This is a genomic window from Prevotella sp. oral taxon 317 str. F0108 (assembly GCF_000162415.1).
Classification (GTDB): domain Bacteria; phylum Bacteroidota; class Bacteroidia; order Bacteroidales; family Bacteroidaceae; genus Prevotella; species Prevotella conceptionensis.
The window spans coordinates 467,770-493,354 of the sequence record NZ_GG740074.1; the positions used below are offsets into that span (position 1 = coordinate 467,770).

16 protein-coding genes are annotated in these 25,585 nt (G+C 46.4%); 9 read left to right on the forward strand and 7 right to left on the reverse strand.

Annotated elements, in window-relative coordinates; translation table 11 throughout:
• The first annotated feature begins 59 nt into the window (after positions 1 to 59).
• Positions 60 to 260: a hypothetical protein gene (locus tag HMPREF0670_RS11275; protein WP_009231278.1), complete on the forward strand. Its 201-nt coding sequence runs from the start codon at positions 60 to 62 to the stop codon at positions 258 to 260.
• A 785-nt stretch (positions 261 to 1,045) separates the two neighbouring features.
• Here HMPREF0670_RS11275 and HMPREF0670_RS16410 read toward each other — a convergent pair.
• The 5 genes from HMPREF0670_RS16410 to HMPREF0670_RS11305 all read right to left on the reverse strand — a co-directional run bounded on the left by HMPREF0670_RS16410 (position 1,046) and on the right by HMPREF0670_RS11305 (position 11,867).
• Positions 1,046 to 1,405, reverse strand: a complete 360-nt coding sequence (locus HMPREF0670_RS16410) for a hypothetical protein (protein WP_157579624.1) — start codon at positions 1,403 to 1,405, stop codon at positions 1,046 to 1,048.
• A 1,311-nt stretch (positions 1,406 to 2,716) separates the two neighbouring features.
• Complete coding sequence (locus tag HMPREF0670_RS11285; protein WP_044078171.1) at positions 2,717 to 3,682, reverse strand: tetratricopeptide repeat protein; 966 nt, start codon at positions 3,680 to 3,682, stop codon at positions 2,717 to 2,719.
• A 279-nt stretch (positions 3,683 to 3,961) separates the two neighbouring features.
• On the reverse strand, positions 3,962 to 4,936 hold the full coding sequence (locus tag HMPREF0670_RS11295; protein WP_009231283.1) for a hypothetical protein: 975 nt from the start codon (positions 4,934 to 4,936) through the stop codon (positions 3,962 to 3,964).
• Between the two features lie 3 nt (positions 4,937 to 4,939).
• Positions 4,940 to 10,972 (reverse strand): FG-GAP-like repeat-containing protein, encoded by a 6,033-nt coding sequence (locus HMPREF0670_RS11300; RefSeq protein WP_009231284.1) that lies wholly within the window; start codon positions 10,970 to 10,972, stop codon positions 4,940 to 4,942.
• Between the two features lie 454 nt (positions 10,973 to 11,426).
• Positions 11,427 to 11,867 carry a T9SS type A sorting domain-containing protein gene (locus HMPREF0670_RS11305; RefSeq protein WP_044078173.1) on the reverse strand — a complete coding sequence of 147 codons (441 nt, stop codon included), beginning with the start codon at positions 11,865 to 11,867 and terminating at the stop codon, positions 11,427 to 11,429.
• Positions 11,868 to 12,316: 449 nt separating this feature from the next.
• Here HMPREF0670_RS11305 and HMPREF0670_RS11310 point away from each other — a divergent pair, with 449 nt between their 5' ends.
• From HMPREF0670_RS11310 to HMPREF0670_RS11335, 6 genes are all read left to right on the forward strand, one after another.
• Entirely contained in the window at positions 12,317 to 13,255 is a 939-nt protein-coding gene (locus HMPREF0670_RS11310; protein WP_044078174.1) for a PorP/SprF family type IX secretion system membrane protein, read from the forward strand.
• Between the two features lie 95 nt (positions 13,256 to 13,350).
• Complete coding sequence (locus tag HMPREF0670_RS11315) at positions 13,351 to 14,814, forward strand: SUMF1/EgtB/PvdO family nonheme iron enzyme (RefSeq protein ID WP_044078213.1); 1,464 nt, start codon at positions 13,351 to 13,353, stop codon at positions 14,812 to 14,814.
• Positions 14,811 to 15,656 carry a gliding motility protein GldL gene (gldL, locus tag HMPREF0670_RS11320; RefSeq protein ID WP_009231287.1) on the forward strand — a complete coding sequence of 282 codons (846 nt, stop codon included), beginning with the start codon at positions 14,811 to 14,813 and terminating at the stop codon, positions 15,654 to 15,656. Before HMPREF0670_RS11315 ends, gldL begins: the two co-directional genes overlap by 4 nt.
• 11 nt (positions 15,657 to 15,667) lie before the next feature.
• A complete protein-coding gene (gene gldM, locus HMPREF0670_RS11325) occupies positions 15,668 to 17,224 on the forward strand; it encodes a gliding motility protein GldM (protein WP_009231288.1) in 1,557 nt (518 codons plus the stop codon).
• Positions 17,225 to 17,327: 103 nt separating this feature from the next.
• Complete coding sequence (gene gldN / locus HMPREF0670_RS11330) at positions 17,328 to 18,350, forward strand: gliding motility protein GldN (protein ID WP_009231289.1); 1,023 nt, start codon at positions 17,328 to 17,330, stop codon at positions 18,348 to 18,350.
• 76 nt (positions 18,351 to 18,426) lie between these two features.
• Positions 18,427 to 19,053, forward strand: coding sequence for a porin family protein (locus tag HMPREF0670_RS11335; protein WP_044078175.1), 627 nt, complete (start codon positions 18,427 to 18,429; stop codon positions 19,051 to 19,053).
• Between the two features lie 565 nt (positions 19,054 to 19,618).
• Here HMPREF0670_RS11335 and HMPREF0670_RS11340 read toward each other — a convergent pair.
• On the reverse strand, positions 19,619 to 19,999 hold the full coding sequence (locus HMPREF0670_RS11340; RefSeq protein ID WP_009231291.1) for a hypothetical protein: 381 nt from the start codon (positions 19,997 to 19,999) through the stop codon (positions 19,619 to 19,621).
• A gap of 460 nt (positions 20,000 to 20,459) precedes the next feature.
• Between HMPREF0670_RS11340 and feoB the strand changes: the two genes are divergently transcribed.
• The gene (gene feoB / locus HMPREF0670_RS11345; RefSeq protein WP_009231292.1) at positions 20,460 to 22,613 is read left to right on the forward strand and encodes a ferrous iron transport protein B; all 2,154 of its coding nucleotides are present in this window, start codon (positions 20,460 to 20,462) and stop codon (positions 22,611 to 22,613) included.
• Between the two features lie 328 nt (positions 22,614 to 22,941).
• Positions 22,942 to 24,147 (forward strand): glycosyltransferase family 87 protein, encoded by a 1,206-nt coding sequence (locus tag HMPREF0670_RS11350; protein WP_044078176.1) that lies wholly within the window; start codon positions 22,942 to 22,944, stop codon positions 24,145 to 24,147.
• Between the two features lie 828 nt (positions 24,148 to 24,975).
• Here HMPREF0670_RS11350 and HMPREF0670_RS17535 read toward each other — a convergent pair.
• Complete coding sequence (locus HMPREF0670_RS17535; protein WP_410524382.1) at positions 24,976 to 25,266, reverse strand: hypothetical protein; 291 nt, start codon at positions 25,264 to 25,266, stop codon at positions 24,976 to 24,978.
• Between the last annotated feature and the right edge of the window lie 319 nt (positions 25,267 to 25,585).

Here is a 25,585-nt window from a genome sequence, read left to right on the forward strand (position 1 = left end):
TTACTAGTAACAGTCTGCAAAAAACAACCTAACTTTGCCATCAGATAAAACGAACAATCATGAAGGATGCTCGAGACACGCCACTACCGAGACGTCAAAGCAACAACAGACGGCAATGTGACGAACGGGTGGAACTTCTCGAAGTCATTAAAGAGATGGTGGAAGCAGAGGTAGACAAACGTTTGAGAGCACTTCTTGATGGTTTTAAAAAGAAAAAAGAAACGGGAGACGAGCCTAGTGGGACCGCTCCTAACAAATAAAGAAACAGCCTGACAGACGAACATCGAACAGGCTGGCATCATGAGAATGAGAAATGTTGAACTGTAAATGTGACTCGCAAAACCTGGTGACACATGGGTCATTATGGGCAGAGTAACAAGAGACTTAACGGCAAAACGTTGTGAAACGATAAGGTTGATAAACTGGATTTGACTTTAAAGACGCAACAGGGTAAACGTTGTGAGACGTAAATCCCTTAGATAGGGAAAGTTTGCATCATAAAGATGGGAGGGTCGCCAACGTGGTGGATTTGAATAGTATGTTTAGTTTTGTTTTTCTACCGGCGGCCTTCCTTTCCCTATTGAAACACAGTTGGCGGAGAGATGGGCGCAACCTGGTTTTTTAATATTTGATTAATTGGTTATTCGATCATCAATCTCTCAATAGTGCAAACCGAAATTAAATGGATGAATAGAGAGCACTGGCACTTGTCAATCCGCCAACTTACCTGTTTTGCAATGTGCAACGAAGAAAAGCAAACCCGGCAAAATGCAGGTACAAAACCGTAAAAACAACCTTCGACTAAAACGACGATTAACGACTTTACAGTGAAACGACGATACAAACGGCAAAGCCCTCGGGCCTAAACCGTTGAGAAGAGCAAGTTCAGGTGCGGGAAAGGTGACGTAGACACAAAAAGAAACGACATTATCTTATCGGATAATCTACAAACTAGCTAACCCAGAATACGAACCGAACCTTATCTAACCAGGTCGCCTCCGCAACCTTGTTCTTTCTTAAATGTATGCAAATCGAGAACATAAACTTAAAATACATCAAACGGACGAACGAATGAAAAGGAAACGAAAGCTATGCGGGCGAAACGCTTGTTGGGACCATACCGAAAGCCACCAGTAAAGAAAACGCCCGAGAAAAACAGCGAAACCCACAGCATGGCCACAGAAGGCATGCCCTTCGCTGCACCCCGACAATAAAGGAGAGAGACTATATATACAAACATCAGGCCTAACAGCAAAGCCCAAAGGGCAACCACCAGGCAACTGGAAAGCAAAGGCGCGGCGGGTGCGCCTGCAAAAAATAAAAGAGAAAGAGAGTGGCAGTGACCCATAATAAAATGTTTTTTTTCATACTTGTATGGTGCAAGGCGCGAGCCTAGTCCACACATCGAACCAACAATTTGGTGTTTAGGATAACAAGGACGCAAATAAACATAGTTGTGGCTAAAAGGTTTTCTAGATTATAGAAGTTAGCTTTAGTCAAGGTATAAAGTTAAATTGTTGGTTGGAGCCGGGTTTCCAGTGATGGAAGTTCGGCTCCTTTTGCGTGTGCGGTGTGCGGTGCGAGGGCAACCACGACCCGCAAATGAGGAACAAGCAACATCCTTTTGATGCTCTTTCGTGGCCAACACCGCTGCAAAAAGCTTGTCGTTCTGGGGCAAGTACGTTTCCTTGCCTGCTTGTAAGCCGGCTATTCGTACACTCATTAACTCGTTTGCTCGTCTACTTGTTACCCCCTTCAACTTGCCTTCTCGCTTACCTTCCCACCCGTCAACTTGCCACCGCTGTAAATTTTTCAGCAAGAAATTTAACACTATAAGTGCCATTTTTATCCACCAATCGCCAACCTTGCCGCAAAAAATCGATTCTCGCGGAGGTTTGTTTAGGGGCAAAAGTGGGATGGTTATAAATGCAAGTGAAATGAATACACATTGCATAAAACCGCAACTTGTACCAGATTTTGGGCTGTTTTCAGCAAAATCAGGTGTAATTTGCCGCTAAATGCACTGCGTTTTGATGCAAAACGCAAGGTGAAATGCCGCAAAACGCAGTGCGTTTTGGTGCAAAATGCAAGGTAAAATGGTGCTAAATGCAGTGCAAAATGAGGCTAAACGTAAGACAAAACGCATAAAAATTCACTGCCACAGCATAGACAAAACCTCTTAGAACCATGAAAAACATGGCCCAAAAGGGCAAAATGGCCATCAAAAAGTGGGTTTTTAGGCACTAAAAGGGCATATTTGGGCGTAAAAAATAATGGGTTGGCAACCATTCTAGAAAGGCTAAATGGTGCAAAATGCAGGTTGCTTTCTCAAAAACAGACAAGACGAAAGACTTGAAAGGCCAAAAACAGTAGCCATTTACCTACTTTTTAACCGATATTTTCGCTAGAACGGAGCTAAAAACAGAACGATATTGTAAAATAAAAATATCGGATTTAAGATTTTGAGTTGATGGAACTGTGAGTTGAGGAGTATGTGAGTTGAGGAGTTCGTAAGTTGATGAGTTTTTGAGTATGTGAGTTGATGAGTTTGTCAACTTGTGAACTTGTGAACTCGTCAACTTGTCAACTGGTAAACTCGTCAACTTGTTAGTTAGAAACCTGCGAATTGAATTACCCTACACTTGCTATGCGAGAGGAGCGTTTATCCTGTGTCGGCATCACAAAGACAACAGACTCCTCTCAATTTATAGAAAGTTTAGAAGTCAACACAACTTCGTTTAATATCGTCAATATACCGCAGCGTATGCCGCATAATTTTCTTTGCCCAGCGCATTCCCTCGCCATGTTCCGAGTAAGCGATGTAGTCTAGGCCTAGCGCAACAAGGCCTTCGAACTGCGCCAAGGCATCTTCATTTCGGCCACAGTACATCAACGCCACAGCATAATTATATTTAACCAACGGGTCGTTGGGTTCTTGTGCAAAGGCGTTTGTGGCATATTTAAGGCAATCGGCCTTGTTCCCAACCTTCTTGCTGTATTCAGACAGTCGCACATGGAAATAATATTCCTTGGGATAACGCTTGCAAACACCTTTAAGATAACGCACCAGCTTATCCCATTGCTTGGCATCTTCCAGTGCCTCCATCCTCCTTCCTATTCGATGGGCCTGTGGCCTGGTGGCATAACCTTCATCCGAATAATCCACATCCGAATTGAGATAGCTGTATTTCAGCTCTTTATAAAACAGCGTAGCTTCCTTCTTTGTGAAGTTGCTCCGTACGCCCTTTCCCCTATTTTTCAGGTGTTCTTCCATCAGGGTGAGTGCCTCTTTGTCTCTGAAAAGCGCGCGAAGGGAAAGGGCTTTGTAATATCGGGCATCGTTAACAAACGTCTTAATCCACATCGGGCGATACCCGCTTTCCTTCAAGTCGTGCTCGCTCATATTCAGGATGTTGTCCCATTCGGCAATCGCCTCTTCGTTTTTGTCCAACGCCCAAAGCACGCGGGCACGCGTATAAATAACGTAGGGGTCGGTTGGTTCAACTTTCTTTGCCCTATCCGCATATTGCAGTGCCTCTTCGTTTTTGCGATCATCCCACAAATCATTTGCCATCCGGGTGAGCAGATAGCCGTCTTCTGGTGCCTGCTCCACCATCTTGCGCAGCAAATTACTTGCTGCCCTATATTTCTTCTGCCTTATTAGTTGATTTAATTTGTCCATATCCACATTGTTTAGTTAGAGCTTTTAGTTGCTTATGTTTCTGCTTTCGCACGACAGACGGGACTTTCGCCACTGCCTTTTGTGTGCGGTTAAGGGCTGGTAGACGGGCTTTTGGAGTGCATGGTACGTTCTTGCTCGAAACCATTGGCGATGTCGGCCCAATCGTCTAACATGCTCCGCAGTTGCGTATTTTTGGGATGAGCCTTCACTTACTCTGCCAAAAACGCCCTTGCCCTTTCCATTCCGTCGCGCAGGTATATGCCTTCATACATCTTGCTTTTAATGGTTTTCTGCTGTTTCTTCCTTTTGTTTGATTTCCTCGATATACCGCTGCGAGTGCCGCACAATTTTCTTTGCCCAGCGCATTCCCTCGCCATGTTCCGAGTAGGCGATGTAGTCTAGGCCTAGTGCAACAAGGCCTTCGAACTGCGCCAAGGCATCTTCATTTCGGCCACAATACTTCAATGCCACGGCGTAATTATATTTAACCAGCGGGTCGTTAGGCTCTTGTGCAAAGGCCTCTTCGGCATATTTAAGGCAATCGGCCTTGTTCCCAACCTTCTTGCTGTATTCAGACAGTCGCACTTGGAAATAATATTCCTTGGGATAACGTTTGCAAACACCTTTAAGATAACGCACCAGCTTATCCCATTGCCTGGCCTCTTCTAGTGTTTCCATCCTCCATTCTATTCGATGGGCCTGTGCACTGGTGGCGTAACCTTCATCCGAATAATCCACACCCGAATTGAGATAGCTGTATTTCAGTTCTTTATAAAACAGCGTAGCCTCCTTCTTTGTGAAGTCGCTCCGTACGCCTTTGCCCCGGTGTTTCAGGTGTTCTTCCATCAGGGCGAGCGCCTCTTTGTCCCTGCTAAGTTCGCCCAGGGAAAGGGCTCTGTAATATCGGGCATTGTTAATCACCGACTTTGCCCAACCCTTTCCAAAGCCTTTCTCCGCCACCTCCGCTTCCCCCATGCTGATGAGTTCTTCCCATTCGGCAGCAGCCTCTTCGAATTTGTGCAACGAGCCAAGAACGCGGGCGCGGGTAAAAAGCGTTAGCGGATTGGTGGGAGAAATGCTTTTGGCCTTGTCGGCATAGCTCAATGCCTCCTCGTCTTTATTGAGGTTCCAAAGCGCATTTGCCAGTTGGGCGAGGAAATAGACGTTCTCGGGTTCCTGTTCGAGCTTTTTCCGCATCAGGTTTTCTACGGCTTTAAACCGATTCTGCTTTATCAATTGTGCTAGTTTACTCATAATTTAATGTCTTTTGTTTGGATTGGGTTTTGGTTCATAAGTCTGATTTTTTTCTCCTTTCTTTGCATTCTGATTTTGATTATATCTTCTTCCAGAATGCCTCCTCGTGTGTTTGTCATTTGTTTGTTTGCATTTATTTTTTGTATGTTCTGCTGCCATTGGTTTAAAATAAGAGTCTTTAATCCCCTTATAAATAGCGGTGGCACTGTTCCATGTTATGATTGCACCCGCTGTAGCATAGAGAGCGAAGGCGATGGGATCGTCTATTACCCCAATTCCTGTTGCATCATCGACAAGCAGAGCAGTACCGGCAAGAGCCAGCGATCCTGCAAGTTGATTGCTGTTGTCGTCATCGTTGGTTTGCTGCTTCGTCTTTTTTCCATCTGTGTGCATCATGTCGTTAAATAGGATTGTGAATGCCCCTGTGATCGCTCCATTTGCGAACTTGCCACCACCTATCTCGTCGATCGTTCCGCCAAGAATAGAATTGGCTGCAACCTCTGCCACCTTACCAAGAGGTTTGAGATTGCTTTCAATGAAACTGCTACCTAAGGAAGATGTTGCTCCCATCATGAAGCCATGAATAACATTACCACCTTGTAGACCTTCAAGTGCTCCCTCTGAAAGCGTATGCGCACCAATGCGTAGCCAAAATTGTTGAATGTCTCCTACATAGTTCTTCACGACCCCAGTAACGGCACCCCAAAATGCACCAATAAAGGTTGATTTAGCTATTTGCCCAATGTTTGCTCCATTTAGTAGAGCACCTGTTAATGCGCCAGCAGCTCCACCCGCAGCACCAGCAATGAGTGCAACAGCAGCTCCACTGCCCGACCCCGCGGTAACAACGGTTACAGCAATTCCAACGATAGATGCTGTGATGGTTTTCCAGTTTTCGCTAAACCAGCTATAACCTGATGGGTCGATTAGGGAAAGCGGATTGTTTATACAGTATGCATAGCGATTGAGGCTTTGTGAAAGGTCTGGTGATTGAATGAAAGGGTCGGCAGAGATAAAGCGACCTACAATGGGGTCGTACATCCGGCCGTCCATATTTATCATTTCGAATATGTCGATATGCTCGTGTCCTCCAAAACCATGGTCGTTGTAAGCGTTGCTTGATGTCAGCACAGAAAACTCGACCCAAGTGTCAGGATTACGCCTTACCCCCCATGCATCATAGCTAAGCTCTTGAAAAAGCTTGCCCGTCTCATCAGAATATGCCTGGATAGAACCCAAATGATCATGGTGCAGGTATTTAACACTGCTGCTACCATTGTCTTCTTGAGATACGATGGCAATTGCTTTATCAAAAACAAGTATATAGTTGGTGTTACTAACTTTGCCGTTCTTAATCTTTTGTTCGAACAAATTATCCACATAATATCTACGAGTATCATCAATGTCGGTCAATACCCTAGATTTGTTAACGCCATATCCTATGTACATGAATGTGCCACGAGCTTCTACGACAGTGATCTTATCGAAAGAATTGTAGGTGATACCATCCCATGTTGTAAGGGGGCTTTTACTGTTTTTAATGGCATGCAGTTTGTTTGAACCGTCTAGGTAAGTGTATGTTCCTAAATCAGACTTACTGGTTATGTTGCCTGCATTGTCATAAGTCATGGACTGTTTTACCTGTCCATTTTTGCTAACAGTGGTGAGACGATACATGTCATCGTAGGTGAAGACCTCTTCGAGGTTTCTTTTTAAGTCGTGGCGTGCGATGAGATTACCTACGGGGTCAAACTTATAGCCCCAATTTTGTACTCCTGGGGTCAGAATACTGGCAATGGTTCCCTTCCTGGGGTCATGGGTAGTTGTTGTAACAAGGCCGTTTCCGTATTCTTCTTTTTCTATTTGCCCTCTTGCATCTAGGCTTAGTAGTTTCCAATATACCTTTTGGTTATCAGCATTCACAACCGAAGTTTGTATCCCGCACGCATCATATTCGTATTTGATTTTGAGTCCTGAAGGATATTTTATCGTTTCAACTTGGTTTGCTGAGTTATAAGTATAGACAATATCGTATTCTTTGTCATCAATTAATGTCTGTTTTTTAACAACCCTGCCATAACTATCATAGGAATATAAGTTATGAGACTTAGGAGGACCTTCTGAAAAAGCCACATCTATTGCGCCTTTCCAACCTTTATCATATCTAGTAAAGACCTCTACGTCCGGTCGGAGTTCTTCTTTTATGCGTCCGCCTGAGTCATATACATATCTAGTTTCTCCATGTGCATCTCTGTGTGCAACAAGTTCCCCAAATGCATTATAGGTATCTTCTGAAAATCCTAAATCCGGGTCGTTTAGGCCTACTCGATTACCCACCATATCATAAGCGCAGCTAATGGTTGTTCTTGGCCCTTTTGTTTCGACACACTTCCCGTCAGGATTGTATTTGTAAGTGATGCTTGTCCCTGCATTGTCAATGCTTTCCACTAGTAGGCCATTAAGGTTACTAACCTTTGTACTGGCATGGCCGAGAGGATCTGACACCGCGGTTTTAAGCCCTGCATACTGAAATGTATAACGACTTCCATCAGAGGCAATCTGTGTTGTTGTTCTACCAGCATCATCATATTCGTTCCAATTCCATAATGGTTGATCGCCAATATAGTATGGTTCGGAACTTTTCTCTATAAGTCCCCGTTTATTATAAGTATGATCTATGCAGACCTTCTTCCCATTAATCGACTCTGTAACCTTTCTCAACAAGCGACCTAGGCAATCGTAAAACTCGATGACAGCAGGCTGTCCTGTAACTTTGCTCCATTCAAAATACAAAGCATTTGTTGGAGCGTCAGGCATTTTGGAACTCCATCCTATTGTTTTTAACGCCTTTGATATGGGGTTGGATGCCGTGACAAGATTGCCAAACACATCATAAGTGTAATTAGAGGTAATGTTATTCTTATCCGTAGAAGTTGTAACAAGCCCTGTTGCCTCATTAAATGTTGAAGTTTCGGTAAAGCCAAGACTGTTGATTGAGCGGATTATGTTTCTTCCTTTGGTGTCGAAAATGGTTTGAGTAACCCTTTCGATGGAATTATGAGCAAGCGGCGACACAACACTTTTAATGATGTTTCCGAAGTTGTCGTGGACATAGGTCTTACGGTAGCCTAGGTTAGCGTTGTCTGGTGCAAAGACCTCCGCAGACAGTAATCCTGAACTTTGATCGTATTCGAAAGCAGACTTCCGCGTTATCGTATTGCCTTCATAAGATTTGGAAACGATACTTTCCATAAGCCTACCCAAGAACCATTTATCCGTATTGTTGGTGAACGTGTTGGTTGTGATTGTTTCTACGTCTCCATCTTTAATAATTGTCTTTGTGGTGTTCCCAAAATTATCGTACTCATAATTAGTCTTTACATCCTTTATCAATTCACCTGTATTAAATTCATAGCTCCTTTGGTGAACCATTTCTGGCATATAGGTGTATATGTGCTTAAAATAAATTGAATAAGAGTAGTCTGCTTTAAACGTATAGGTATAGTCGCTTTCGTCAATCACCTTGTTGTTAATCGTTGTTTGGCTATGACTTGGTGCAATTACATACGCTCGCTTGTCGACAGCATAATCCGTAGTTGTCAGTGTATTTGTTGCTTCGTCTTTTACATAACACTTTGCAAAGCCCAACAACCCACGTCCATTTTTATGGAAAAGCGCATCTTCATATCTGTAGGAAGTAACGTTTGTTCCGCCAATTCCGTTTGGTGTCGAAACTGATGCAACAACAGGCCATGACGAGCCTATAGAAACAAGGGGGTAGCGGTTTGTTTCACCCCTTTTAAAAACGGTGTCATCAGTTAAGTATTTATATTCGATATTTGTGGTGTTTCCTAGTCCATCTTTAATTCCTGTGAGAAGACAATTCTTAGTAGATGGCATCAAATAAAGCTGATAACCATCCCACCAGCTCTTGTTCCAATCGGATGTACAAACAAAATCAGCTTTACCATCACCATTAAAGTCTCCTACGTAGAAGTGCCATTTATCAGTAGCATATACTGACTCCCCCTTGATCTGCTGGTAAAAGTTTCCCTTACCATCATTAAGATAAACTTGGGGCCGTGTCGTATTATAGCCTGAGGATGTGTTGTCTACGGCTTGCATGTCGTCGAAACCATCTCCATTTAGGTCAGCAATGAAAAGATGCTTTGAGCGAGCATCGAAAGGTTTTTCGTAATACTCTCTCGTAAAAGTTCCGTCTCCCTTTGAGTAATTTATACACCAATCACTCCAGCCCCCACTGTTAGGGTCAGCCGTCCATCCCGTAAGGAGCATGTCTGTTTTACCGTCACCATTAAAGTCACCTAACTCCATATAATGCCTTTTGTCGGGCCATGATGTCCAATCCTCTTTAGTCATCGTTCCCGCACCATCACTGTACATGATGCTGTTTCCGTACTCGTTAAGGTTCATGGCATCTGTTAGTCCATCACCATTGAAATCTCCGAACTCCACTCGATCCCAATTAGCAGAACAATAACGAGTGGCAGTATAATCAAGAGGTTTTATGCCGTACTCGCCCTCTACTGAATATATTAGTTTGCATTCCCGCGAGTCAGAAAGCCAAGCGAATAGGTCAGCTGCCCCATCACCATTTAGTTCGACTGTTTGAATGGTGTAATTGCTTTGAAGTGAGATAAAACATTTGGAGAAATTTAAATGAACCTTTTTGTTGGCATCCACGGAAGTAGTGTACAAATCACAATTATGCCATGTTCCAGAAACACATCTCTTTGCAACCACATCCGTATAACCATCACCATCAAAATCTCCGCAAACCACTTGCTCAAGATCATTGTCGTTCCAATTCCAAGTTCCACTTGCAGCAAGTTCAAAAGAAGTTCCGTGGCTGATGAAAAGTTTCCAACCTTTCCAACCTGCATCGTTATTTTCTGGCGTGGCAATAAAATCTGCTAATCCATCACCGTTAAAATCACCTATGGTCAAGGTGGCTTTATGGATAAAGCTTGTTTTGGAATAGTCGTAATTCTTTACGTTGAAATCGTTAAGGTTGGTCCATGTCAGCTGTGTAGGATTCTTGTTTTCACGTCCCACACCACTTTCCGTAATCTTAGAAAGCTGATATTTACGATTTACAACCTGATAATCAAGACTAAAAGATCTTACTGTTTGCCCTTGCATAGATAGGGAGACAGACGAAAGGATCTGGCTTCTTTTAACCTTTACTCCTGTAATATAGGTCACGGGAGAATAAAGATTGTCTCTGTATGAAAAGTTAATAGAAGCATAAGGGGTAAGGCCAGCAGCTGCATTTCCAGTATATTCTACTCTGTGCGGATAAAAATCATTGGTTTCAGCTTCGCCTCGGTACGTGACAGTAAAATAATTCCCCTTTGTGTCTGTAACTTTAGATACTAGCCAAAACAGGGTGAAATCTGTTTTTGTCTTGCCTAGGGCTATTGCCACTGGAACATACTCATAAATCAGCCCTGACTTTGTATATACAATAAATGAGTCGGGATTTATACTCTTTCCTTTTGCTATAATTCTTGCAAAAGAGTTGTTCTCTGTTCGATATTCATTTGTTGTTTCTGTAGAGTAAGAGCAATTGAATAGCCTCTGTCCATCTAATGCAAAATGGTCGCTTCGTGAAAAGCCTATTACCGTCGAAGTTCCATCATGGAACCTATCAGAAGGAACACGGCTTATGATGGATAGTCCCGTAAGGTCAAAACCATATCCTGCTAAACCGTTTTTCGTGGAACTATTATAACTTATTGATAAATTTGGCTTCATTCCAGCCGTTCCTGGGATGGTAGGTATAGGTATTTCATACGATAATTGGCCCGTGGGAGAGACATTTATCTCATCATTTATTTTGCCGAAGACACCATTTTCGATACCTCCATGTTCTTTTTCTGTATAAAGGCGTTCCTGTGTGAAACCTTTTGTTGCCACTAACAAGCATAGTAGCGTGAGTAAATACGTTCTCATACATTTAAAGTTTAGATACACTTTTTTATTTCTGCGTTCAAGTGAATGCGTTCTTTTCAAATCTCGTTTTTTGGGAGTAACCTCCTGCAAGATTGTAGCAACACAATCTAGATTGTTGCATCAAACGTTTCACTTGTCATTCTGAAGTGGGTGTGTAATTTACACAGATAGAAATAACGTCATTGTTTCTGTTATCTTAAAGGGGTTACATAAAGCGTTATTTTGAAAAGAAACAAATTTGGATGTCACTTACATAGTGAACCCGTGAATGGCAAAGCCTATACATGTAACCTCAACAAGCAATGTCCCCTTCCCGTGTGGGAATAAGCAGTAATATGCATTGTCTGCATGCAAAATCAATTCAATGGAGCTATTTCTAAGTTCAAAAAGACAGCGTTTGATTCCTCTAGTTCAAGATGCTCCCAGCTTTGAGTATGCAACAAGTTATATTCCTCATTCGATATTTCTTTGAACGGAATAAATCTTTTACAAGTGTGGGAGTTACTTGAAAGTATCAATTACTTGGCTTGTTAAACATCCCTTTAGATAACTTATAAGATTTCGTTATTCTTGCACCATTTACATTTAGTATATAGAGCCCCCTTGGCAATGTACCAGTTGCTAAGGTAAGACTTCCATTTCCTGTCCGTCCTTTAAAGACAACCTGCCCACCCAAATTAGTCATGAGGTATGATGCATATTGCCCCTTGGGCATTCCTCTTACCCACAATGTAATCTGAGTGTCAAAATTAGGGACTGGTGAAACTTCTACCTCTGATAGTTTGGGGTATTTTATGTCGCCATCATTGGAGTGGGAACTAACGTGAACACGGGAAGTGCAACTGCCTTGTGCATTATAAGTATAAGTGTAGTTATAGCGTTGTATATATTGCCCTTGCATTTTGCTGCATATACACAAAAGCAATAGCATTAGTAAAATAGTAAGATTTCTCATAGGGAATGTGTTTTTGTTAATTTGTTGAGTGCGATCTAATGAAATTTTACACATGCAATTTATTAGGCATGGGGTTAATTTCTAAATTAAAGTAGAGGTTGCTTTGTTCTCAGTAAACAAATGATTGCTCTGTGATTTTTTCACCTAAACTAAAAATGTGGTAACAAAAATAAGGAGTTGGTTGGAATTCAAAATGAGCCAACCAAGCAGTCAAACACCGCGAATTGGTAGAATGCATACTGTGAGCGATGCTTCTTTAGAAAAGATATGTAAGCTTCTCATAATTTTACGTCTTACATTTTCCGCAAAAATAGATTATTAAAGCGACATGCGCAAGTAATTAAGTGAAAATTTTTCTTACGAATTACATATTTAACATTCAATAGCAAAAGATTCAAAAATTCACCCGCCACGCACAATATATCCGCCTGCCGCGCGTTATACACAACGTGTTGAAACGTTTAACCATCATTACGCTGTGGCTGGTTCTGGGCTTTTCGGAGGCCAGTGCCCAATACGATGCGACCTTTTCGCATTACTTCGACCTCGAACCCACGTTCAATCCTGCTGCCGTGGGCAAACAGCCGAAGCTTAACATAACGGGGGCATACGCCATGAGTATGGCGGGCTTTGAGAACAATCCGCGAACAATGGTGCTCGCGGCAGATATGCCGTTCGTCTTCGCAGGCATGAACCACGGCGCAGGCGTGCAGCTAATGAACGACCAAATAGGCGTTTTCAAACACCAACGCATTGCCCTACAATACGCCTATAAGCTGAAACTGGGCAGCGCAACATTGGGATTGGGACTGCAAGGAGCGTTGCTGCTGGAGAACATAGACGGCACACGACTAGACCCTGCCGATACAAACGACCACGCCTTGCCTACAAGCGAGGAGACGGGAAACGCTGTTGACCTGGGCGTTGGCCTCTATTACATGGCCAGAACATGGTATGTGGGACTATCGGCACAACACCTTAATTCGCCAACCGTTGAACTAGGCGAACGCCACGAGCTGCACGTCGCCCCCACATATTATCTAACGAGCGGATGCAATATTTCGCTACGCAATCCGTTTGTTAAGATAAAGCCCTCGGCTTTGGTGCGTACAGACGGCACTGGCTATCGTGCAGACATCTCCACTCGCGTGGAATACACCAACGAGAAACGCTTGTTGTACGCAGGTGTGAGCTATGCGCCCACCATTTCGGTAACGGGCATGGTTGGCGGACGCTTTCACGGCATCGTGTTGGGGTACAGTTACGAGATGTACACCTCGGCCATTAAGCCGGGAAACGGCAGCCACGAGCTGTTCGTGGGCTATGAGCAGGAACTGAATTTCGTTAAAAAAGGAAAGAATAAACATAAAAGCGTAAGACTATTGTAGGGCGCACCCCAACGCAAAGGCCTTGGGCAACGGGCGGTTTGCCGCAGAACGGCATGCAGGAGAGTGCGGCTCGTGTTGATTGGATAAAACAGATGATGAAGAGAAAAAGGCAAATCGTGTTGGCGCTGTGCGCCTTTGGCCTGTCGCTGATGGTTTCAGGATGCTTCGGCGGCAAGGGATTGTCCGCCTCCGGACGTGGTGGTGAAGTGGTTGGCGTGGGTTCGAGCAAGAACTTCGCTGAGCCAACGCCCTACGGAATGACCCGTGTAGGGCGTGGATACCTCAAGATGGGCATCGAGAAAGGCGACAGTCTGTGGGGCAAGAACACGCCCGTTAAAGACATTTCGGTGGATGGATTCTGGATGGATGAAACCGAAGTGACCAACTCGAAGTACAAGCAGTTTGTGAATTGGGTACGCGACAGCATCCTGCGCACACGCTTGGCCGACCCGGCTTACGGCGGCGACGAAACCTATATGATAACCGAAGACAAGGACGGAAACGCCATTCGCCCGCAGGTTAACTGGAAAAAGCCGCTGCCACGCAAGCCTAACGAAGACGAACAGCGCGCCATCGAGAGCATGTATGTAACCAATCCCGTTACAGGCGAGAAGTTGCTCGACTACCGACAGCTGAATTATCGCTACGAGATTTACGACTACACAACGGCCGCCTTGCGTAAAAACCGCATCCTGCCACAAGAACGCAACCTCAATACCGACCTTACCGTCGACCCGAACGAAGAGGTGATGATATCGAAAGACACGGCGTACGTGGACGACAACGGGAATATCGTGAGCGAAACCATCAACAGGCAGCTTAGTGGGCCGTGGGATTTCCTCAACACATATATAGTAAACGTATATCCCGACACTACTTGCTGGGTGAACGACTTCACCAACTCGGACAACGAAGTGTACTTGCGCAACTATTTCAGCAATCCTGCCTACAACGACTATCCCGTAGTGGGCGTAACGTGGGAGCAAGCCAACGCCTTCTGTGCATGGCGCACCGATTATCTGCTTAAAGGCTTGGGAGCTGTGGCTCGTTTCGTGCAACGCTACCGCTTACCCACAGAGGCCGAGTGGGAATATGCAGCCCGCGGCAAAAGCGGAGCCGAGTTTCCTTGGGAAAATCCCAACGTAAAGAACGGACAAGGCTGTTTCTACGCCAACTTTAAGCCCGACCGCGGCGACTATACGCAAGACGGAAACCTCATAACGAGTCGTGTTGGTGCCTATCCAAGCAACAGCAATGGCCTGTACGACATGGCCGGAAACGTGGCCGAATGGACCAGTACCATATACACCGAGGCCGGTGTCGACGCGATGAACGACCTCAACCCGCAGCTGGATTACAAGGCGGCTAAGGAAGACCCCTACCGCTTAAAGAAGAAAAGCGTGAGGGGCGGGTCGTGGAAAGACCCCGAATCGTACATCCGCAGTGCATGGCGCAGCTGGGAATACCAAAACCAACCGCGCGCATACATCGGTTTTCGCTGTGTTAGAAGCCTGGCAACAACGTCCACGGGCAAACCTCAAAAGCAAAAAAGCAAATGACATCGTACAGTAAATACAACCTCGTCTATCGTCTGCAAAAGTGGATGGATAGCGTTCCCGGACAAACTTTCCTCAACTACGCATACAGTTGGGGCGCATCTATCGTTATCCTTGGTACACTCTTCAAGCTTACACACTTGCCCGGTGCCAACCTCATGCTCTTCTTCGGCATGGGAACGGAGGTAGTGGTGTTCTTTCTTTCGGCCTTCGACCGGCCTTTCGACAAGACCGCCGACGGCATGGACCTGCCATCGCACGTAACAAAAGAGCATCTTGAAGGCACAGACGTTAGTGCCGAACAGCCCACAAAAATACGTGTGGCCGCAGTTCAACAGCCGCCCGTTGTCGGTGTTCAACAGCAACAATCAGCAGCCGTTAGACAGTCTGCCGTTGGTGTTCAGCAGCCCACAGTGGCTCTTTCGGCCAACGTTTCCACGCCTGCAAGCCAAGTTCCTGCGGCTCATACCCATGCCAACGCCCAAACCACGCCTGCTGCAAACGCCGCTCAGGGTTCGCCATTGTTGGCCGACATCGAAGTGGTAGAGGCTACAAGCCGTTATATTGACGAGCTAAACAAACTTACCGAGACGTTGGAAAAGGTTAGTCAGCAAAGCGCGCGCCTCACAAGAGACAGCGAAGAGATGGAAAACCTTAACCGAACGCTCACAGGCATCACCAAGGTTTACGAGATGCAGCTCAAAGGAGCAAGTCAGCAAATCGGCACAATCGACCAGATTAACGACCAAAGCCGACGCATGGCGCAACAGATTGAGCAGCTAAACGCCATCTATGCCCGCATGATTGAGGCCATGACGGTGAACATGAAGATGCAAAACCCATAACAACGCGGCAGATGGCAATAAAGAAAAGGCCCATATCTCCACGCCAAAAGATGATTAACCTGCTTTATGTGGTACTCATGGCGATGCTGGCTCTCAACGTTTCCACCGAAGTGCTCGAAGGGTTTTCGGTGGTTGAGGATAGCCTTAAACGCACCATATCGGGTTCCACCAAGCAGAACGAGGCACTATACGACGTGTTCGCCAGCCAATTAAAGTCGAACCCGGAGAAAGTAAAGGCGTGGTTCGACAAAGCCGAAGGGGTAAAGCGAGCCAGCGACTCGCTGTTCAATTTCGTTGAAAAGCTTAAGGTAGCCATCGTTCGCGAGGCCGATGGGAGCGACGCCGACGTACACGACATTGTGAACAAAGAGAACCTCGAAGCAGCAAGCCATGTGATGCTAGCTCCGATTGAAGGAAAGGGACGTAAGCTTTACGAGGGCATCAACGCCTACCGAAACTACATCTTAAAGATGGTTAACGACCCCACACAACGCGAAATAATCGCCCAAAACCTCTCTACCGAGATACCCAAAGGCAAGCGTTCGATGGGCAAGAACTGGCAAGAATACATGTTCGAGAGCATGCCCGTGTCGGCCGCAGTGACCCTTTTGTCGAAGTTACAGAGCGACATACGCTACGCCGAAGGCGAAGTGTTGCACACGCTAGTGGCCAACATCGACATGAAAGATATTAGGGTGAACAAGCTAGATGCGTTTGTGATACCCGAAAAAACCACGCTCTATCCCGGCGAAACGTTCTCGGCGAGCATCGTTATGGCGGCGGTAGACACCACACAGCAGCCCGACATATATATAAACGGTGCGCGTGTGAACCTTCGGGGCGGCAAATACTCGTTCGCCGCAGGCGGTGTAGGCCAACATTCGTTTGGCGGATACATCACCATGCGTAACGGTTCGGGCGAGGTTCTGCGCCGAAACTTCCTGCAAAAGTACGAGGTTGTGGCCATGCCAACAGCCGCAACGGTGGCCGCCGACTTGATGAACGTGCTCTATGCAGGCTATACAAACCCCATGAGCGTTAGCGTTTCGGGCATCCCGCAGAACGCCATCAGCATGACCATGACAGGTGGTAAGCTCACCAACAAGGGCAACGGGCATTATGTGGCCGTGCCTTCGGCCGTTGGACACGACGTAACCTTCAATATAACAGCCAACGATAAGGGTAAGGTTCGTTCCTTGGGACAAGCCGTTTTCCATGTTCGTAAGCTGCCCGACCCCACTGCCTACATCGCCGTAGGCACCGACCGCTTTAAAGGAGGCGGCCTAAGCAAGGGCGCATTGATGGGTGCCGAGGGCATAAATGCCGCCATCGACGACGGCATTCTCGACATCCGTTTCCGCGTTTTAAGTTTCGAGACAGTGTTCTTCGACAACATCGGCAACGCCGTTCCCATGTCTTCGGCAGGCAGTCAGTTCTCCGAACGCCAGCGAGATGCCTTCCGCAAGCTGTCGCATAGCAAGCGTTTCTACATCAGCAACGTGTCGGCCGTAGGCCCCGATGGCATTACGCGCAAGTTACCGCAGGCAATGGAGGTAATCGTAAGGTAACAATGCGGGGTGCAAAGCCGGCAAAGCCGCAGCCCAATAAGGCAGCAAGCATAGGCCATTAGGCAACAGTTGCACCCCAACATCCAACCCAATTCAACAACAGATGATAAGATTAGCATTCATACTTTTGATGTCGTGCGCCCTGCAAGTGGCTTTCGCACAACCTGCCGCACGCCGAAACAACCAACAAAACACCGCCACAGGCAACGCCGACAACGTGAGCCTGAGGGCGCGAATATCCTTTCCCACACAAAGCAAGATGGACGAGGACGTTGTTTGGAGGCGCGACATATACCGCGAACTGAACCTTACCGAAGATGCCAACGCAGGACTTTACTACCCCGTTGAGCCCATCGACGGCCGCATGAACCTCTTCACCTACCTCTTTAAGCTGGTGATGCGCGGACAAGTAAAGGCATACGAGTATCGGTTAGACGGCAACGAGAGCTTTGAAGACTCGGCTCGCGTAAAGCCATTGGCATTGCTAGACAACTATCACATCTTCTACGAGCGGGTTGACGGGCGTGTGCGCATCGACAACAGCGACATCCCTTCGCGCGAGGTTACGTCCTACTACATCAAGGAAAGTGCCTATTACGACCAGGCAACGGCCACCTTCCACACCAAGGTTCTGGCCCTTTGTCCCATCATGAAACGACAAGACGACTTCGGCGATGCCACAACCTACCCCTTGTTTTGGGTGAAGTACGACGACCTTGCACCCTTCTTGGCCAAGCAAACGGTGATGACGAGCAACCTAAACAACGCCGCAACCATGAGCTTAGCCGACTATTTCACGATGAACAAATATCGCGGCAAGATATATAAAACCAACAACATGCTGGGCCTTACGCTTGCACAATACTGCAAAAGCGACTCGGCTATGGCACAAGAACAAAAACGTATCGAGGCGGAGATAGCCGCTTTCGAGAAAGGCATGTGGGGTGTGAAGGCACCACAACAAGCCGACAGTCTGGCACAAACCACGAAAAACAGCCGCGGAGTAAAAGCCCCCCGCGCCAACCGCCGTGCAACAGTGGCACCCGCACCCAAGAAAGAGAAGGCTGCACGCAGCAGTCAGGGCAGCGCATCGCCACGCATGTCGGTAAGAAGAGAAAGACACTAATCCTAATATTCACGCGTATTTGGCGCACCCAGCGCGTTGCAAGTGCGCACTTTGTTTAATTTAAAACTATTATTGTATGAAAAAGATGATGAAGATGGCTGTGCTTGCCGCAGCATTGACCTTATCTGCAAATGCCAGTGCACAAACGAAGTTAGGTTTAAAAGGTGGTATCAACACCTCCGAAGTTTCGGTAAACGACGACGTTTGGAAAACCGACAACCGCTTAGGTTTCTTTATTGGCCCAACGGTTAAGTTCACGCTGCCCATCGTTGGCATGGGCATGGACATCTCCGCGCTATACGAAAAGCGCGAATCTAAGATGAAGAGCGAGGATGGCAAGCTCGGTTCTGTTGTCTCTCGCGAGCAGTTGGCCATTCCCATCAATGCACGCTACTCTTTCGGCTTGGGCGAAACAGCCAACATTTTCCTCTTTGCCGGTCCGCAGGTAGCATTCAACTTGGGTAAGAAAGACAAGGAAATCGTTCCCGAAGTGGCCGATTGGACACTTAAATCGTCCAATTTTAGCATCAACTTAGGCATAGGCTGCACCTTGGCAGACCATCTCCAAGCCACTCTAAGCTACAACATTGCCGTTGGAAAGACGGGTGAAGTGGAGATTTCAAAGGATGCTGTTGGTGACGCTGTTAAGAAATACGACGGCCGAAGCAACGCTTGGCAATTGGGCGTAGCCTACTTCTTCTAAGCAGAATCCTACTTTTGCTGGATGTTCTCTACCGAAGAAACGAATTTGTCTAACACTTAGAGAAAGGCGGTAGAAGAGCAAATAAGACTTATCAACGCTGGTTTTCGGTCGTCATCATGCAGCCGAAAGCTAGCGTTTTTTGCAAGATGAAATGGCTTTCAAGCCTTGTTTGCCGGTTAGCAGCTTTACTTGTTAACAGCCAATTTCACTACTTGTTAACAGCTAGTTTCACTACTTGTTAACAGGCAGTTTCACTACTTGTCAACAGGTTATCTCACCTATTTATTAACTGAACAAAAGCGTTAAGCCGTGTTTGGCCTAACGTGTAGCTTGGGACAATGTTGAGATAGAAGGATTAATTGGTGCTGTCTGGCCAATTCAACCTGTTTAGCCAGACAGCCATCCCCATCAATTTATATGCAGCGGCACATCTAATATTGTACAAAACGCAGTCGTTCCGCCATTACCTCATAGCGAAAACCAAGTGCTAAAACAATCGGACTGTTAGCGCAATCAAGTTAGTTTGAGCTATGCCCAGAAACACAATACCCTACGTGCTGGGGCATTAATTATGTTCCGCAGGCCTATTTTCCACATCCATCAGCCTGGTTTTGCGCACAATAAAGCTGATGGCACAGACAACAAGAAATCCAATTGCACTCCATCCCCAAGCCGTAATGATGTTGTTGAACGTCCATTCGGGTACAGTAACAACCGCAGTAACACCCAATATAATGACGAAATTCAATAAAATAGCCTCTAACTCACCCCGCTTAGTAAAGGGTCTGTAAAAAAGAAAGGTCGTCACACACAACACTAGGCTTTCATATCCAAACGCCTCTGCTTTGGGAATGTGGTTCAGATAAGTGAAAACACCCGTACCCAAAACAAGTAATATGCCTAACACCACAAAGATAATCTTACCGCTTTTCTTCATCTTTTCCATACACTTAGTTTGACTTATGTTCTTTCACGCACCACAATCATTACCCATTGCAGTGCATAGCGCAAAGTTATGTAAAAAGAAACAAATAGCAAAACTTTACACAAATAATATATTTCACTGCTTACCCAAAGACCAAGGAATTGATCAACAAGGAAAAATCGCCCACTTTTATACTCGTGAAACAAGCCAAATCATCAGCATGCAAGCCACATGTAGATGGTAGTGCGCTATATCAATAACACATTTCTCAACCCCAATCAAATTACAGACATAACCGAATTATCTGCTACAAGAACGAAAAAAACACACTGCATTCAATCACCATAGCTAGGTAAAGCAACAAAACTGGGGAGCAAAGCTGCGCGCTAATTGCCATAAAAATGGTAACTTTGCAGATGGCTACAACTAAGGCAATGTCTATAACAAAAGATAACGCCAAGCCAAAACTACAATAACGATTATGCCCAACAAACAAAATACATCTCCCTGTGACGCTTGCCCCAAGGCGGCGATGCACAGTTTGCAACGGCGCGGTGCGCAAGCGGGCGGCGAACGCTACGTTGTGGCATTGGCCGGAAACCCTAATACGGGTAAAAGTACGGTGTTTAATGCCCTTACAGGACTGAAACAACATACCGGAAACTGGCCTGGAAAAACCGTGGGAAAGGCCGAAGGCTACTTCGCTTACCAAGGCGAAGGCTACCGCATTGTTGACCTTCCCGGAACTTACTCGCTCTCGTCTACTTCGGAAGACGAGGAAATAGCACGCGACTTCATCCTCTTCGGACAGCCCGACGTTACGGTGATGGTGGCCGATGCCACCCGACTGGAGCGCAACATGAACCTTATCTTGCAGGTGTTGCAGATTACCGACAAGGCCGTGCTGTGCGTTAACCTGCTGGATGAGGCCAAACGAAACAAGATAGACATCAACCTTAACGCCCTTTCGCGCCGTTTGGGCATCCCCGTTGTGGGGGCCTCGGCCCGTTCGGGGCAAGGTATCGACCAGCTTTTAGAGCGTATGCGCCAAGTGGCAGAGGGCGAATACAAGTGCCGCCCCCACCGCTCTACCAACCTTCCGCCACATGCCGCGCAGCATGTCAAGGAGTTGGCGCGCAAAATAGCCGAGACACACCCCGACATTTCCAACGCCGAGTGGATTGCTTTCAGGCTAATCGAGGGCGACACAAGCGTGAAAGAGCGTTTCGGAAACCCCGAACTGAACGCCCTTGCCGAAAAATTGCTGCTCGAAATTGGCAGTAACTTCCACGACCTGTGGGTGGAAGACATCTACACACAAGCGGGACAGATTTGCAGCGAGGTGGTTACGCAGGGCAACCAACGCGGACGGCTGCCGCTAGACGTTAAACTCGACCGCATACTTACCCACCGCATCTGGGGGTTCCCCATCATGTTGGCCTTGCTGTGCGGCGTGTTTTGGCTCACCATCATCGGCTCTAACTATCCCTCCGACTGGCTCAACCAATTGTTGGTGGGCATCATTCACCCTGCCCTACACGATACTTTCGTGTCCATGCACGCCCCTTGGTGGCTCACGGGTTTGCTTGTAGATGGCGTTTACCTTGCCACAGCATGGGTGGTATCGGTGATGTTGCCGCCTATGGCCATTTTCTTCCCCCTCTTCACCCTGCTCGAAGATTTCGGCTATCTGCCTCGCGTGGCCTTCAATCTCGACGAATTGTTTCGCCGTTCGGGCGCGCACGGCAAGCAGGCCCTAACCATGAGCATGGGTTTTGGCTGCAATGCGGCCGGCGTAGTGTCTACACGCATCATCGACAGCCAACGCGAACGGCTCATTGCCATCATCACCAACAACTTTTCGCTATGCAATGGCCGCTGGCCCACACAGATATTGTTGGCCACGCTGTTTATCGGCGCAGCCGTTCCTGCACGATATAGCAGCATGGTTTCGCTGGTAGCGGTGATGACGGTGGTGCTTATGGGCGTTGGTTTCATGTTCGGCAGTTCGTGGCTGCTGTCGCGAACCATCCTTCGCGGCGAGGTTTCCACCTTCCATCTCGAACTTCCGCCCTATCGTCCGCCCCAGTTTTGGCAAACGCTTTACACCTCTATCATCGACCGCACACTGATTGTGCTGTGGCGTGCCCTTGTGTTTGCCGCCCCGGCAGGCGCATTGATATGGCTTTGCTGCAACATCCACGTGGCCGATGCCACCATTGCCCAGCACCTTATATCGCTACTCGACAAGCCCGGATGGCTGATGGGGCTGAACGGCGTGATACTTCTTGCCTACGTGTTGGCCATTCCCGCCAACGAGATTGTTATACCAACGGTAATGATGCTGACGATGCTTGTGTTGGGACAAAGCGACATGGGCGCAGCTGGCGTGCTGATGGAAGGCACCGAACAACAAACCAAACAAATACTGCTGTTGGGCGGATGGAACATGCTGACGGCCGTTTGCCTCATGGTGTTCTGCCTATTGCATCACCCATGTTCAACCACTATCTACACCATCTATAAGGAAACGAAGAGTGCCAAATGGACTACCGTGGCCACTTTGTTGCCCTTAGCCCTAGGCATTGTAATGACTACGCTCATCGCAACCGTGTGGCGAATGGTGGCGGAATGAGTTTGTGAGGTGGTGAGGTCTTGAGTTTATGAGGTGGTAAGTTTTTGAGTTTTTAAGTTCTTGAGTTTATGAGTTCTCAACTCCGCGTTAAGAAATATAACGCAAATAAGTCTAGATAAAAGGCTTGAAAACCAAGAAACTCGCACACTCAAATACTCACCACCTCATAAACTCAAAAACTCACCACCTCAAATAACAACTCAGAAACTCATAAACTCAAATACTTACCACCTCAAACAACAACTCACAAACTCATAAACTCAAATACTCACCACCTCAAATAACAACTCAGAAACTTATAAACTCAAAAACTCACCACCTCAAAAACATGTCATCCAACATCACAACAAAAGCTAAAGCGTTTTTGGCCAAGCCCATTTTTCACGACCGCCGCACAATTCTTTGGTTATGGATTGCGTTATCGGTTATTGCCGCCGTGTTGAAATACAACCGCACCGACAACAACTACCGCATCTTCCGCGGTGTGTTTTGGCACACATTGCAATGCACATCGCTCTACGCAGAATATCCGCTAGAATATTACGACGTAAACCACTACGGCCCATTCTTTTCGCTCGTAATAGCCCCTTTCGCGCTGATGCCCATACCCCTAGGGCTTGTGTTTTGGTGCATCGCCCTATCGCTAACCCTCTATTTCGCCATAACGCGGAGCACGTTTAGCAGCTGGCAGCAGATGTTCGTGCTTTGGTTTTGCAGCGAAACACTGCTCACGTCGCTCTTCATGCAGCAGTTCAACATCACCATTGCAGCAATCATCATCGCCAGTTACGCCTTGATAGAGAAAGAACGCGACTTTTGGGCGGCCTGCCTCATCGTGCTTGGCACCTTCGTTAAACTCTATGGCATCGTTGGTTTGGCGTTTTTCTTCTTCTCCAGGCATAAGGGCAAGTTCGTATTATCGTTGTTGTTCTGGGGTGTTGTGTTGTTCGTAGCACCGATGATTATCAGTAGTCCGGGCTATGTGGTGAGCCAATACCACGAGTGGTTTGTGTGTTTGGTTGAGAAAAACGGCGAAAACTTGGCATCCGAGGCGCAAAACATCTCGGCATTGGGCATGGTTAGGCGCGTGTTGGGCAACCCCCAATACAGCGACTTACTGATTTTAGCCCCAGCCCTTGTGCTTTTCGCCCTGCCCTACCTTCGTTTTAAGCAATGGCGCAACGAAGGTTTCCGCATGACTTTGCTTGCCTCGGTGTTGCTTTTCACGGTGCTTTTCAGTACGGGGAGCGAGTCTAGCTCGTACATCATTGCCCTTAGCGGCGTGTGCGTATGGTATTTTGCTGCCCCTTGGCAGCGTGGCAAGGCCGATATTTGGCTGCTTGTCTTCGTTTTCTTGCTGTCGAGCATGGGCTCGTCCGACCTTTATCCGCGTGCCATCAAGCGCGAATACATCCAAGCCTACTCGCTCAAAGCCCTGCCTTGCCTTATCGTTTGGTTGAAGCTATGCTGGGAAATGATGGCGAAGAATTATCAGCCACACCCACAAACGCTCACCAAAGACCGAGGGGAGTGATAAGACTGGCAACATGCCGACAATCTAACAAAACCGGTACGGGCTATAATAAACCCACTTGGGCATAACGCTAAAACCATTCAATGGTGCGGAACAGCTGCCACAAGAATGTAAAATATTTGCACCAAACTTTAACATTGTGAGTGCCCTCGCCGTAAAATCTTTGGGCGTGAGGCGAAAATTGGCGCGTATTTTTCAAGTTTATAACAACATGATTTACAACTATTTGCGAGAAACAAAGCGCAAAACACGGCTTTTTTAGCATACAATTGGGGCGCAGGGCACAACTAAGTGCTCTGCCAAAAGCCGCCAAGCCGCTTTTTGTCTTTAAGAGCTAACTTGTTTATAAACAACCCTTTACATTCTATTTTCATGTCTTTTGTCTGCGCTTTGGTGCTAAAAGCCTTGCGTTTTGGTGCAAATTGCAGTGCATTTTGGTGCTAAATGCAATGCGTTTTGGTGCTAAATGCAATGCGTTTTGATGCTAAATGCAATGCAAAAACAAGCGTTTTGACCAGCATTTTTTGTTGTTACGGATGCAATTCTGACACAAATTTTCTTCAAAGAGAAATGCAAAAGCATAGTAAATGGCAAAAAGTTGAGGGAAAAGCACGCAATGTTTGCTGCTGTTTTTATCACTTGGGCGCATTTTATATGGGTTTTTCAAGGTTTTTCTTCTAGAATGGTTCGGCCAAAAAGTGCGTTTTGTAAAACATGTTTACCATTTTAACACATCCTTAACTTGCCGGCTCGAATACCCAATTTGGGTTGAGACAGGCTTGGATTAGCCCATTTGGTCTGCCGAAATGTTCATATAACATGATGCACTTAGACCTCGCACAGGCCATAAATCCAGAAATTGGTCGTCTTCCTTTTCTTGCGTACTTGATAGCCACAGCACTCCCAACCACGAAGGGCGGTGGTGTGGCTGCCGTCCAATTCCACACTGGACATGTCCAAGAAAGACCTATAACGGTGCAAAACGATGCCCCACACCTTCTCCCATTCACCATTTCTCGACCATTTGCGGAAATGCCCATGCACCGTTTTATCATGCAACACCCTCCCTGTGAAGAAAGATGAGACAGGAAACATATGCCATTGACAGCCTGTTTTCAACTTGTAGAGAATACATTAAATGACTTCCGCCTGATCGCCTTTTAAGGACATACCCACGTTTTTTCCAGACAAATGCGGTAGAATTTCAGATTTTATTGTACCTTTGTCGAGTACTTCGTACATGAGAAGAGTGTTTATCTTGGTTTAGTAGCACAAAGATAATAAACTCCTCTCAATTTATAGAAAAATTAAAAGTCAAGACAACTTCGATTTATAATCATGATTAACTCAGGATGTGGCTATGGATAAAATTAGTTATTACAATAAAACGCATAATAATATCAATAATTTAAGAAAGTTTAATGTTGATATTCAGGGA

Bases quoted from the DNA above. Each gene is read 5' to 3' on its own strand.
- HMPREF0670_RS11350 (WP_044078176.1), top strand. From the start codon at position 22,942: ATGTCATCCAACATCACAACAAAAGCTAAAGCGTTTTTGGCCAAGCCC.
- HMPREF0670_RS11305 (WP_044078173.1), bottom strand. From the start codon at position 11,867: ATGAGAAATCTTACTATTTTACTAATGCTATTGCTTTTGTGTATATGC.
- HMPREF0670_RS11295 (WP_009231283.1), bottom strand. From the start codon at position 4,936: ATGAGTAAACTAGCACAATTGATAAAGCAGAATCGGTTTAAAGCCGTA.
- HMPREF0670_RS11335 (WP_044078175.1), top strand. From the start codon at position 18,427: ATGAAAAAGATGATGAAGATGGCTGTGCTTGCCGCAGCATTGACCTTA.
- gldM (WP_009231288.1), top strand. From the start codon at position 15,668: ATGGCAATAAAGAAAAGGCCCATATCTCCACGCCAAAAGATGATTAAC.
- feoB (WP_009231292.1), top strand. From the start codon at position 20,460: ATGCCCAACAAACAAAATACATCTCCCTGTGACGCTTGCCCCAAGGCG.
- HMPREF0670_RS16410 (WP_157579624.1), bottom strand. From the start codon at position 1,405: ATGTGTGGACTAGGCTCGCGCCTTGCACCATACAAGTATGAAAAAAAA.
- HMPREF0670_RS11285 (WP_044078171.1), bottom strand. From the start codon at position 3,682: ATGGACAAATTAAATCAACTAATAAGGCAGAAGAAATATAGGGCAGCA.
- HMPREF0670_RS11340 (WP_009231291.1), bottom strand. From the start codon at position 19,999: ATGGAAAAGATGAAGAAAAGCGGTAAGATTATCTTTGTGGTGTTAGGC.
- HMPREF0670_RS11275 (WP_009231278.1), top strand. From the start codon at position 60: ATGAAGGATGCTCGAGACACGCCACTACCGAGACGTCAAAGCAACAAC.
- gldN (WP_009231289.1), top strand. From the start codon at position 17,328: ATGATAAGATTAGCATTCATACTTTTGATGTCGTGCGCCCTGCAAGTG.
- HMPREF0670_RS11315 (WP_044078213.1), top strand. From the start codon at position 13,351: ATGAAGAGAAAAAGGCAAATCGTGTTGGCGCTGTGCGCCTTTGGCCTG.
- gldL (WP_009231287.1), top strand. From the start codon at position 14,811: ATGACATCGTACAGTAAATACAACCTCGTCTATCGTCTGCAAAAGTGG.